Raw genomic sequence first — 9728 nt, 5'->3', positions numbered from 1 at the left:
GTAACCACCACTGGATTAGGCCGGCCTTCCGCATCTATACTTGTATACATACGGAAGGAGAGCGGCATGTCGCAGCTGAATGTTCGCCTGGACACCGAAACCAAGGCCCGGTTGGAGGCGCTTGCCCGGCGGACCGGCAGGTCGAGGACGTTCTACGCCACCGAAGCGATAGTTCTCTTTTTGGACGAGTATGAGGATTATTTCCTTGCCAAGGACGCCCTCGAGGAATTCACGCAGTCGAACGACGAATCTGTCGACCTTGCGGATGTCGAGTGGCCGGTGTGAGTTATTCGATTCGCCTGACGCCGAAAGCCCAAAAATCCGTCAAGAAGCTGGACCCGGTCGTTGCGCGGAGAATCCGCCGGTTTCTTGAGGAAAGGCTTGCCGTTGCGGATGACCCGCGACAGCTCGGCCGGAAGTTGGTGAGCGAAGAGTTTTGGCGCTACCGGGTTGGCGACTACAGGATATTGGTCACCATCGACGATGAACAGATATTGGTCCTTGTTATCGACATCGCACACCGCCGGGACATCTACTCCGATCTCTGATGACGGCCTTTGTAGACTCGTACCCATGGCCACCGCAAAAGCACCCCTGTCCCGGCGCGCCGCGCTGATTGTTGCCGCCGTCGGCGTTGTCATTCTTGGCCTGGCGCTGCACTACCTCTCCCTGGGCGGGCCGGCCGGCCTGGCCGCCGACGCCCTGTACACCGTGCTGGTCTACCTGGTGCTGGCCGCGATCGCGCCGCGGACCCCGCGGCACTGGCTGGCGCTGGCGGCTTTCGGGTTCAGCGCCGCCGTTGAATTCTCCCAGCTGACGGGCATCCCCGCGCAGCTGGCCGAGAGCTTCCCGCCGTCGCGCCTTGTCTTCGGCACCACCTTTTCCAGCTGGGACCTGGCGGCGTACGCCGTCGGTGCCGTGGCGGTGTGGGCAGCGGACCGGGCCGCGTCCCGGCAGTGGCTTCCCTCACGTTTGGAATAGCCGCCCGGGGCCGCCCGTTCAAGCCATAAAAGGGCAACGGAGGGTGGAAATGCTGGACGTGGTGATCATTGGGGCGGGGCAGGCGGGGCTTTCCGCCGCCTACTACCTGGCCCGGCACGGGCTCGCCGCGGGGCGGGACTTTGTGGTCCTGGACGCCAACCCGGGACCCGGCGGCGCATGGCGCCACCGCTGGCCGTCCCTGACCCTGGGAGCTGCCCACGCCATCCACGACCTCCCCGGCATGAAGCTGGGCCCGGCCGATCCCGCGGAGCCCGCGTCCGCCGTCGTCGAGCGTTACTACGGACGGTACGAGGCGGCCTTTGAGCTGCCCGTCCGGCGGCCGGTCAAGGTCCTGGCCGTCCGGCCGGAGGCCAAGAACGACGGCGGCGTCCCCGCCGACACTTCCGGCCCGCCCCTGGCGGTGGAGACGGACGGCGGCGTGTTCACGGCCAGGCTGGTCATCAACGCCACGGGGACCTGGGACAAGCCGCACTGGCCGCACTATCCGGGAGTGGAATCGTTTGCCGGCCGGCAGCTGCACACCCATGACTTCCGCTCCGTGGCCGAGTTTGCGGGGCAGCGCGTGCTGGTGGTGGGCGCCGGCACCTCGGCAGTGCAGTTCCTGCTCCAGCTGGCGGATGCCGGAGTGGAAACGGCGTGGTCCACGCGCCGCCCGCCGGAATTCACCACCCGCGAATTCAACCCCGACTGGGGGCGTGACGTGGAACGCCGCGTCAATGAGCGCACCGCAGCCGGACTGCCGCCGCTCAGCGTGGTCGGCGTGACGGGACTGCCATTAACACAGCAGTACCAAAACGGCATTGCCGCCGGAACGCTGGTGTCGCGGGGCCCCTTGAGCAGGCTGACGCCCACGGGTGCCGTTTTTTCGGACGGCTCGGTGTTTGAGGCGGATGCAGTTCTCTGGGCCACCGGTTTCCGTGCGGCCCTGGACCACCTGGCGCCGCTCAAATTGCGCGAGCCGGGTGGCGGCATCGTCATGGACGGTGTGAAGGTGGCGCGCGAGCCCCGGCTGCTCCTGGTGGGGTATGGCGCGTCCGCATCAACCCTGGGCGCCACCCGCGCGGGGCGGGCGGCCGCCCTGGCCGCCATCGAGCGGCTGAGCGTTCCGGCTGTCGTTTGAGGATGCGGCGCCCCGGCGTCGGCCCGGCGGAAATATCCCGGCCCGTTCCGGGGTTGGCGCTAAAGAGACCACCTGAAAGGCACCACCCATGACGCTTCCCCTTTCCATCCTTGACCTTGCCCACATTGGCGAGTCCGGCATTGCGGAGAGTTTCCGGGCCTCCGTGGAACTGGCACAAAAGGCCGAAGGGTGGGGGTATAAGCGGATCTGGTTTGCCGAGCACCACAACATGCCCTCGATCGCCTCCTCGGCCACCAGCGTGTTGATCGCCCACGTTGCTGCGAATACGTCCACCATCAGGCTCGGCGCCGGCGGGATCATGCTGCCCAACCACTCGCCGCTGCAGATTGCGGAGCAGTTCGGCACGCTGGAGACCCTGCACCCGGGACGCATTGACCTGGGGCTGGGACGGGCGCCGGGCAGCGACCAAAATACCATGCGGGCGCTGCGCCGGGACCCGTCCGCCGCAGACACCTTTCCCTCCGACGTGCAGGAACTGCAGGCCTACTTTGACGGCCAGACCCGCATTTCCGGAGTGAATGCCTACCCGGGCAAGGACACCCACGTGCCACTGTACATCCTGGGCTCATCCCTCTTTGGGGCACGGCTGGCGGCGGCCCTGGGGCTGCCGTATTCCTTCGCCTCGCACTTTGCCCCGCAGGCCCTCGAAGACGCGGTGCGCATTTACCGCCGCGATTTCCAGCCTTCGGCGGCCATGGCGGAGCCGTACGTCATTGCCGGCGTCAACGCGATTGTGGCCGACACGCAGGAAGCCGCCGACTCCCTGTTCCTGACGGCCAAGCGCCGCCGGGTGGCCTCGATGGTGGGCCGCGGCCAGACGTTCACCGAGGCGGAGATGGACCTGCTGCTCGATTCCCCGGCCGGCCAACAGGTGTTGAACATGATGCGCTACTCCGCCGTCGGGACCCCCGACGCCGCCCGCGCCTACCTGGAGGACTTCGCCGCCAAGGCTGACGCCGACGAGCTCATCGTGGCCACACAGGTCACCGACCGCACGGCCTGGATCCGCAGCTTTGAACTGCTGGCACAGGCCATGCACCTCTGAGACCCTTCTTTTGGCCCCCACGCTGCGGCCGAACAGGCACATAACGTGGATGTTTGCAGCAAACATCCACGTTATGTGCCCGTTGGGCCGGAAGTGGGGGAGGGGCTTTCACGCGGGCTGGCCGGGGCAGGAATCACTGCGGCAGATGAACCTGGACGTGGTGGTGGACGATCTGGACGCCGGTGGGTCCGCGGTGATTCAACTGGGCGCCACGAAAGCGGCACACCAGCCCGGCGCCACGGTCCGCATCTTTTTGGACCCGGCCGGGCACCCCTTCTGCCTCTGCCCGTCCTGAACGCCCTGCTTGTCCTGAACTGGCGTGGAGTCAGCCTTCGGGCGCAACATGCGCCCTGTCCGTGCGCGAAATGCTCACGGCCGCGACCAGCACGCCAGCCACCACCCCCGCCAGCGTGTCTGCCACGCGGCTGAACGCGGCCTCAGGGCCCAGGTGCGAGCCGAGCCCCGTCATGAGCAACGCCATCGGCGTGACCGCAATGGTCGTCAGCGTGTAATTCTTGAGTACCAGCAGCTCAGCCAGCACCTGGAACGCCACCACCAGCGCCACGGACGGCCAGAACCCCAGCGGCACCGACAGCAGCGCCACGGCCAGGGCCGCGCCGGCCACATTTCCCAGCAGGCGCTGGATGCTGCGCTGGACGGTGGTGCTGTAGTCCAGCCCCTGCAGGGCAGCCACGGCGCCCATCGACGCCCACAGCGGGTGCCCCAGCCCAAGCCCGACGGCGGCCCAGCCGGCCAGTGCTGACGCCGCGGCCATCCGCACGGCCCAGCCGGCGCTGGCCCACGAACCCAGGCCCGCACGGGCCGCGGCTAGAAAGCCCTCAGGGGCGGGCCGTGCGGCTCCAGCTCCCGCCGCCGGCGCCCCCACCGCCGGCCCTCCGGCAGTGGTGCCGGGGGTGGGCGCTGTGCGCCACGTCCTGCGCAGGGCCGATTCGTGCCGGGCCAGGCGCCCTAGAGCGGCCGCGCGGGCCTCTCCGGCCAGCGACAGGGCCGCCTCGGCCTCGTCCAGCAACCCGTGCAGCGAGGCAGCCTCACGCTGCAGCCTGACGGCGCGCAGCTCGCCGGATCGTTGGCGGCCGGCGCTGAGTGCCACCGACTCCCGGGCCCGGCGCAAAGGGGAGGCCGCATCGCCAAGCCGGGTGCCGGCGTCGTCAGTCCCCAGCTGAACCACGGCGGCGATGGCCCGCGCCACGGCCAGCCGGGCCGGGCCCATCGGCTCCACGAGGACGGGGGCCATGGCCACGATCCAGCCGGCTCCGGCGCCGAGGGCGACGGCCGCCAGAACGCGCGGAACGGCGTCCGCGGTGTGCGCGTAACCGGAGCCCGCTGAGGCCGCAAAGACCAGGATGACGGCGCCCGGTCCCGTGACGCCGAAGGCCCCGAACACATGCGCAGCCAGGCCCGCGAGAACGGAAAACACGGCAATCTGGTACCAGGGCGGCACGCCGGCGGCGCCCATGAGCGAGCCCGCGCCCGCGGCGAGGAGGAGGCAGCCGGCGACCAGGAGCAGCATCCGCCCCAGCCTCGGATACGGCTGGTAGCGGCCAAAGGCGGACACGAGTGCGCCCAGGGAGGCGATGCCAGCGAGTTGCCCCTGCCCCAGCAGTCCGCCCGAGACGAGGACCAGCGACGCCGCAATGCCTACTTTGATGGCTGGTGCGAAGATGGCGTCTGCCGGGCGCATGGCGAAGGACCTTCGCCAAGCGCCCGGCGATACGGCATGGGCCAGGGCGGCGTGGGAGTCGCGGACACGAGTCAGCGTGGGCATGCTTTCATGTTAGCAAGTAATTTACTAGTAAAATAGATGTGAAGTGTGTGAGGATCCTCTCTAGGATGGGGGAATGGACTTCGAATCGACGGGCGACTTTGTGGACCGCGCCCGGGCCGGCTGGGAAAAGGCGCGACCGGGCCTGGATGTCTCCAGCATTGAAGTGATGGGACGCATTTCCCGGATCGGCGCGCTGGCCTCCCAGCGGGTGGAGCGCGACCTCGCGGCGGCGGCGGTGTCACGCGCGGAATTTGACGTGCTCTGCACGCTGGCGCGCAGCGACCGGCCCCTGCGGGCCAGCGAGGTCACCGCGGCCACCATGCTGAGCGGCGCTTCCACCACCAAGAACGTTGACCGCCTGGCGCGCCGCGGGTTGGTGGAGCGGCTGCCCTGGGAGCGCGACGGCCGCGTGGTCCTCATGCGCCTAACGCCCTTGGGAACGGAGCTCGTCAACCGCGAGTTTCCGCACTTTCTGGACCGCGAGAGGGAGCTGCTTGCCGGGCTGGCTGCGGGGGAGAAGGCGCAGCTGGCGGCCCTGCTGCGCAAGATTGCCGCACGGGCCGAGCCTGCCAGCTAGGCTTGCCCGCGCCACCACTCCACGGTCTCCTTCGCCGCGGTTTCCAGCGGAGTGGGTGCCAGCCCTAGCAATTCCTGGCTGGCGGCGGAGTCCATGATGAACGGCCGCTGGAACTGGTACAGCGTCTCCGCCAGGTCCCGCACGTCGCTGGAGAACATCCCCGAGGCACGCAGCACCCAGGCCGGGACGGCACCCACCTTCGGCGCCGGCAGCCCCGCGGCGGAGGTGAATGCGGCGGCGAGGGCGCGCTGCGTCAGCGCCGGGTTGGTGGGGGCGTGGAGCACGGAATTCCACAGGCCGGGCATGGCGGCTGCCCTGATCATGGCCGCGGCGAGGTCCGGGACGTAGGTAAACGAGTGCGGCACATCCGCCCGGGCGACCACGGACACTCGCCGTCCCCGAAGCAGCTGCGGGACCATGCGCTCGCCCGCATGGGCGTTGCGGACTTGCGGGCCGAAGAAGTCCGAGGCCACCACGCTGACCGTGGGCGTGGGGGAGGCCGCCCGGGCTGCCAGCAAGAGGGTCCGTACGCCGCGCTTTCCGCCTTCGGCCAGGCGCGGGCTGTCCTCCGCCATGACGGCGCTGGGCTGGCTGTAGGAATAGAGGCTCTCCGGGAAAACGACGACGGCGCCACCCTCGCCCGCCGCCGCCAGCACCACCTGCTCGGCCGCCGGGAGCTCGCGCCGCCATGTTTCGGCGTTGTATTTGGAACCATGAACGCAATGGAAAATGGCGTCGGCGCCGGCAAGTGACGCCCGGAGTGCCCCCGGGTGGCTGACGTCCACGCGCAGCCTTTCAATGCCCGGATGATCCGGACCCGAACCGGAACGGGTCAGGACCCTGACGTGCTGGCCGGCTTCGGCGAGTTGAGTGGCAACGGTCCAGCCGACGGGCCCGGCGCCGGTGACGACCTTGACGGCGTCCATGGTGGTCTCGATTCTGTGGAGCGGAATTTGTGAATTAGAGAGCGGTGCTCTCTAAAATTAAGTGTCAAACAGGGGATCGCCAATGTCAAGAGCACTGCTCACTAAAGTTGACGACGCTCTCACAATGGTTCAAAATCAGGGCATGGCACAAACACCGCGGGAGCGCGCACGGCTCCAGACCATGGATGAGATCTTGTTGATCGGCCGCCGCCACCTGGCCGTCCACGGAGCGGCGGGACTGTCGCTGCGGGCTGTGGCCCGCGACCTTGGCGTGGTCTCCTCCGCCGTCTACCGCTACGTCGAGAGCCGTGACGAGTTGCTGACCCTGCTGCTGGTGGATGCCTACAATTCACTGGGAGACGCCGTGGATGCGGCCGTGGACAAGGTTCCCGAGGCCGATTATTCGGGGCGGTTCCGGGCGTTGGGACGGGCCGTCCGAACATGGGCCCTGGCTGAACAGGCCCGCTACGGACTTCTTTTTGGCTCACCCGTGCCAGGTTATGACGCCCCCGCGGACCAGACAACGGGACCGGGCACCCGCGTCATCGCCAAGCTGGTGGGCATCCTGGAGGGCGCCTACACTGCGGGCATCAGGGCTGGCGGACCGCCCGCGGGTCCAGCCGAAGAACATGCCGGCACAGAGGCGGAATCCGTTCCCGGCCACCTTCTCGCTGCGGACTTCGAGGCCATCCGCAGCGAATGGGGCATCACGGCGGATGACAACGCCCTGGCCCGCGGAGTCCTGGCCTGGGCGGCGATTTTTGGCGCCGTCAGCTTCGAGGTGTTTGGCCAATACGGGAAGTCAACCTTCCACGACCCGGCAGCCCTCTTCGACGTGCAGCTGGACGTCCTGGCGCGGATGGCGGGGATCGCGGGGCTCGTCTAGGGCAACGGCCGCGGACGCTACCCCAGCGCAGGCAAGCGGGACAGCAGTTCCTGGGCGGCCGCCGTCGGATCTTCAGCGTCGGTGACCGCCCTGACCACCACAATCCGGGAGGCGCCGGCCTCCACCACTGCGTCAACGTTTGAAAGGTCCACCCCGCCGATGGCAAACCACGGCTTGGACGTGCGCAGGGAGGCGGCGTGCTTCACCAGGTCAAGGCCGACGGCGGCCCGGCCAGGCTTGGTGGGCGTGGCCCACAGCGGCCCCACGCAGAAGTAGTCGGCGAAGTGGCTGGAGGCGGCGGCGGAGGCCTGGAGGCGGTCGTGGCTGGAGAGACCCACGGACACCGACGGGCCCACCAGGGACCGGGCGGCTGGCAGCGGCAGGTCCTTTTGCCCCACATGGAACACGGGGGCGCCGGACAGGGATGCAATGTCGGCACGGTCGTTGACCGCCCACAGCTTGCCGAATTCCTCCGCAACAGAGCGCAACACAGCCAGCAACTCCAGTTCCTCGGCGGCCTCCAGGAACTTGTCCCGCAGCTGGATGATGTCCACGCCGCCGGCGTACGCCGCCCGGACAAACTCGGCAAAGTCCCCGCGGTCCCGGCGGGCGTCAGTGCAGACATACAGCCTGGCGCCGGCCACAGTGGGCGAGTCCCGGGCCGGCTCGGCGAGGGCGGAGAAAAGGGGCATGGCGTCATGTGTGAGCGAAGGGGTGTGCATATCTCCTAGACTAGTTCAGTACCGCGGGAGCCAGGAAAGCTGGCTGAGAGGGCGCCGACTGCGCCGACCGACAGGCGCCCGCAAGGGCGTGGAACCTGATCCGGATCATGCCGGCGTAGGGAAGGAGACCCAAAAATGGCGCGCACAGTGCCGGAGACCATCACCACCGACGTGGCCGTTGTGGGCGGGGGCATCGTGGGCCTGGGCATCGCCTGGGAAGCCCAGCGGGCCGGCGATGCGGTCACCGTCATCGACCCCTCGCCGGCCACGGGAGCCACCTTTGCCGCGGCCGGCATGCTGGCACCGGTCAGCGAACTCCATTACCAGGAGGAGGGCTTGCTGGCGCTTACGCTTGCCTCCGCGGCCCGCTGGCCGGAGTTTGTGGCGCCGCTGGTGGCCGCCGGGCACGCTGACACCGGATTCCGCACGACGCCGACGCTTGTGTTGGGTGCCGATGCTGCGGACCGAGCCGCGCTGGCTGACTTGCGTGAAGTCCAGCTGGCGCACGGGCTGGACGTTGAACAGCTGTCCATCCGTGAAGCACGGGCCCAGGAACCGCTGGTGGGCCCTCACATTTCCTGCGCCTTCCGGATACCCCAGGACCACCAGGTTGATCCGCGCGGCGTGGCAACGGCCATCCGCGTGCAGCTCAATGTGGTGGCGGCCGAGCGCGGCCGGCTCCGCGAGGAGCAAACCTCCATCCGGCGCAACGCCGTCGAGCTGTTGCATGAGGACCCGGCGGACACCCGCTCCAGGGTGACGGGCGTGCTGCTGGAGGACGGCCGGGAGGTCCATGCCCGGGAGGTGGTGGTGGCCAACGGACTGGCCGCCCCCACGCTGCAGGGCCTGCCGGACGGGCTGGTGCTGCCTCTGCGCCCCGTGTACGGCGACATCCTGCGCCTGCGCGTCCCCGAACACCTGCGCCCGCTCACCACGGCCACCATCCGCGGCCTGGTCCGCGGACTGCCCGTGTACCTGGTGCCGCGCAATGACAACACCGTGGTGCTCGGGGCCACCATGCGAGAGGACGGATCGGCCGGCGTCAGCGCCGGGGGAGTCCACCAGCTGCTGCGAGACGCCCAGGTGCTGGTGCCCGCCGTGGCCGAACTGGAACTCATGGAAACCACGGCCCGCGCCCGCCCCGGCACCCCGGACAACGCACCTCTGCTGGGCCGTGTTCCGGGCCCTCACGGCAGGGACATCCCGGGGCTCATCATCGCCACGGGATTCTTCCGGCACGGCGTCCTTCTGACGGCCATTGCCGCCCACATCACCCGCCAGCTGCTGGGCGGAGTCACGGACCTGGCCTGGGAGCAGTTCCGCCCGGACAGGTTCTCGCCCGCATTGCAGTCAACCCACACCGAACCTGAGGAGACACCATGAGCACCATCCAACTCAACGGCGCGGCCCGTCCGCTGGCCGAAGGAACCACCGTGGCGCACCTGGTCACGGCTGTCACCGGCCGGGCCATCCTGGCCAGCGGCCAGCCTGCCGACGGCGGCCGGCTGGGCGTGGCCGTGGCCCGCAACCAGAACATTGTGCCCCGCAGCCAATGGGCCGGCACCACGCTGGAACCCGGCGACGACGTCGAGGTCGTCACGGCCGTCCAGGGCGGCTAAGCCAGCGCCGCCCGCGCACCAAAC

At 68.9% G+C, this 9728-nt stretch carries 12 protein-coding genes, 1 pseudogene and 1 riboswitch; of the genes and pseudogenes, 10 read left to right on the top strand and 3 right to left on the bottom strand.

Features of this window, described 5'->3' with window-relative positions; all coding sequences use genetic code 11:
* Positions 1 to 66 precede the first annotated feature (66 nt).
* The 6 genes and pseudogenes from LPN03_RS14920 to LPN03_RS14895 all read left to right on the top strand — a co-directional run.
* Entirely contained in the window at positions 67 to 285 is a 219-nt protein-coding gene (locus LPN03_RS14920) for a TraY domain-containing protein (protein WP_165181996.1), read from the top strand.
* Entirely contained in the window at positions 282 to 548 is a 267-nt protein-coding gene (locus tag LPN03_RS14915) for a type II toxin-antitoxin system RelE family toxin (RefSeq protein ID WP_165181995.1), read from the top strand. Before LPN03_RS14920 ends, LPN03_RS14915 begins: the two co-directional genes overlap by 4 nt.
* 25 nt (positions 549 to 573) lie before the next feature.
* Positions 574 to 981, top strand: a complete 408-nt coding sequence (locus LPN03_RS14910) for a DUF2809 domain-containing protein (protein ID WP_165181994.1) — start codon at positions 574 to 576, stop codon at positions 979 to 981.
* Between the two features lie 49 nt (positions 982 to 1030).
* Positions 1031 to 2122, top strand: a complete 1092-nt coding sequence (locus LPN03_RS14905; protein ID WP_165181993.1) for an FAD-dependent oxidoreductase — start codon at positions 1031 to 1033, stop codon at positions 2120 to 2122.
* 88 nt (positions 2123 to 2210) lie between these two features.
* Entirely contained in the window at positions 2211 to 3188 is a 978-nt protein-coding gene (locus LPN03_RS14900) for an LLM class flavin-dependent oxidoreductase (RefSeq protein WP_262454835.1), read from the top strand.
* Positions 3189 to 3306: 118 nt separating this feature from the next.
* Positions 3307 to 3483, top strand: a pseudogene (locus LPN03_RS14895) (VOC family protein); the annotation flags it as partial.
* A 30-nt stretch (positions 3484 to 3513) separates the two neighbouring features.
* Here the strand turns inward: LPN03_RS14895 and LPN03_RS14890 are convergent.
* The gene (locus LPN03_RS14890) at positions 3514 to 4974 is read right to left on the bottom strand and encodes an FUSC family protein (protein WP_262454834.1); all 1461 of its coding nucleotides are present in this window, start codon (positions 4972 to 4974) and stop codon (positions 3514 to 3516) included.
* 73 nt (positions 4975 to 5047) lie between these two features.
* Here LPN03_RS14890 and LPN03_RS14885 point away from each other — a divergent pair, with 73 nt between their 5' ends.
* Entirely contained in the window at positions 5048 to 5551 is a 504-nt protein-coding gene (locus LPN03_RS14885) for a MarR family winged helix-turn-helix transcriptional regulator (RefSeq protein ID WP_165181989.1), read from the top strand.
* Here LPN03_RS14885 and LPN03_RS14880 read toward each other — a convergent pair.
* The gene (locus tag LPN03_RS14880; RefSeq protein ID WP_262454833.1) at positions 5548 to 6477 is read right to left on the bottom strand and encodes an NAD-dependent epimerase/dehydratase family protein; all 930 of its coding nucleotides are present in this window, start codon (positions 6475 to 6477) and stop codon (positions 5548 to 5550) included. The two genes, LPN03_RS14885 and LPN03_RS14880, sit on opposite strands and share 4 nt — an antisense overlap.
* Before the next feature lie 142 nt (positions 6478 to 6619).
* Here LPN03_RS14880 and LPN03_RS14875 point away from each other — a divergent pair, with 142 nt between their 5' ends.
* A complete protein-coding gene (locus LPN03_RS14875) occupies positions 6620 to 7363 on the top strand; it encodes a TetR/AcrR family transcriptional regulator (RefSeq protein ID WP_262454832.1) in 744 nt (247 codons plus the stop codon).
* A 17-nt stretch (positions 7364 to 7380) separates the two neighbouring features.
* On the opposite strand, the gene thiE is transcribed toward LPN03_RS14875, so the two are convergent.
* Positions 7381 to 8055, bottom strand: a complete 675-nt coding sequence (gene thiE / locus LPN03_RS14870) for a thiamine phosphate synthase (protein WP_165181986.1) — start codon at positions 8053 to 8055, stop codon at positions 7381 to 7383.
* A gap of 44 nt (positions 8056 to 8099) precedes the next feature.
* Positions 8100 to 8224, top strand: a riboswitch (TPP riboswitch).
* Here thiE and thiO point away from each other — a divergent pair.
* Positions 8221 to 9468 (top strand): glycine oxidase ThiO, encoded by a 1248-nt coding sequence (gene thiO, locus LPN03_RS14865; protein ID WP_165181985.1) that lies wholly within the window; start codon positions 8221 to 8223, stop codon positions 9466 to 9468. (Overlaps the previous riboswitch by 4 nt.)
* A complete protein-coding gene (thiS, locus tag LPN03_RS14860) occupies positions 9465 to 9704 on the top strand; it encodes a sulfur carrier protein ThiS (protein WP_262454831.1) in 240 nt (79 codons plus the stop codon). Before thiO ends, thiS begins: the two co-directional genes overlap by 4 nt.
* The last annotated feature ends 24 nt before the right edge of the window (positions 9705 to 9728 follow it).

Source organism: Arthrobacter sp. A2-55, from assembly GCF_025548615.1.
GTDB lineage: Bacteria > Actinomycetota > Actinomycetes > Actinomycetales > Micrococcaceae > Specibacter > Specibacter silviterrae.
The sequence above is the reverse complement of the archived record's forward strand: the minus strand, read 5'-3'. Positions and strand labels throughout refer to the sequence as shown.

Coding starts and splice junctions, on each gene's coding strand:
- LPN03_RS14920 (WP_165181996.1), top strand. CDS start 67: ATGTCGCAGCTGAATGTTCGCCTGGACACCGAAACCAAGGCCCGGTTG.
- LPN03_RS14910 (WP_165181994.1), top strand. CDS start 574: ATGGCCACCGCAAAAGCACCCCTGTCCCGGCGCGCCGCGCTGATTGTT.
- LPN03_RS14905 (WP_165181993.1), top strand. CDS start 1,031: ATGCTGGACGTGGTGATCATTGGGGCGGGGCAGGCGGGGCTTTCCGCC.
- LPN03_RS14900 (WP_262454835.1), top strand. CDS start 2,211: ATGACGCTTCCCCTTTCCATCCTTGACCTTGCCCACATTGGCGAGTCC.
- LPN03_RS14890 (WP_262454834.1), bottom strand. CDS start 4,974: ATGCCCACGCTGACTCGTGTCCGCGACTCCCACGCCGCCCTGGCCCAT.
- LPN03_RS14885 (WP_165181989.1), top strand. CDS start 5,048: ATGGACTTCGAATCGACGGGCGACTTTGTGGACCGCGCCCGGGCCGGC.
- LPN03_RS14880 (WP_262454833.1), bottom strand. CDS start 6,477: ATGGACGCCGTCAAGGTCGTCACCGGCGCCGGGCCCGTCGGCTGGACC.
- LPN03_RS14875 (WP_262454832.1), top strand. CDS start 6,620: ATGGCACAAACACCGCGGGAGCGCGCACGGCTCCAGACCATGGATGAG.
- thiE (WP_165181986.1), bottom strand. CDS start 8,055: ATGCCCCTTTTCTCCGCCCTCGCCGAGCCGGCCCGGGACTCGCCCACT.
- thiO (WP_165181985.1), top strand. CDS start 8,221: ATGGCGCGCACAGTGCCGGAGACCATCACCACCGACGTGGCCGTTGTG.
- thiS (WP_262454831.1), top strand. CDS start 9,465: ATGAGCACCATCCAACTCAACGGCGCGGCCCGTCCGCTGGCCGAAGGA.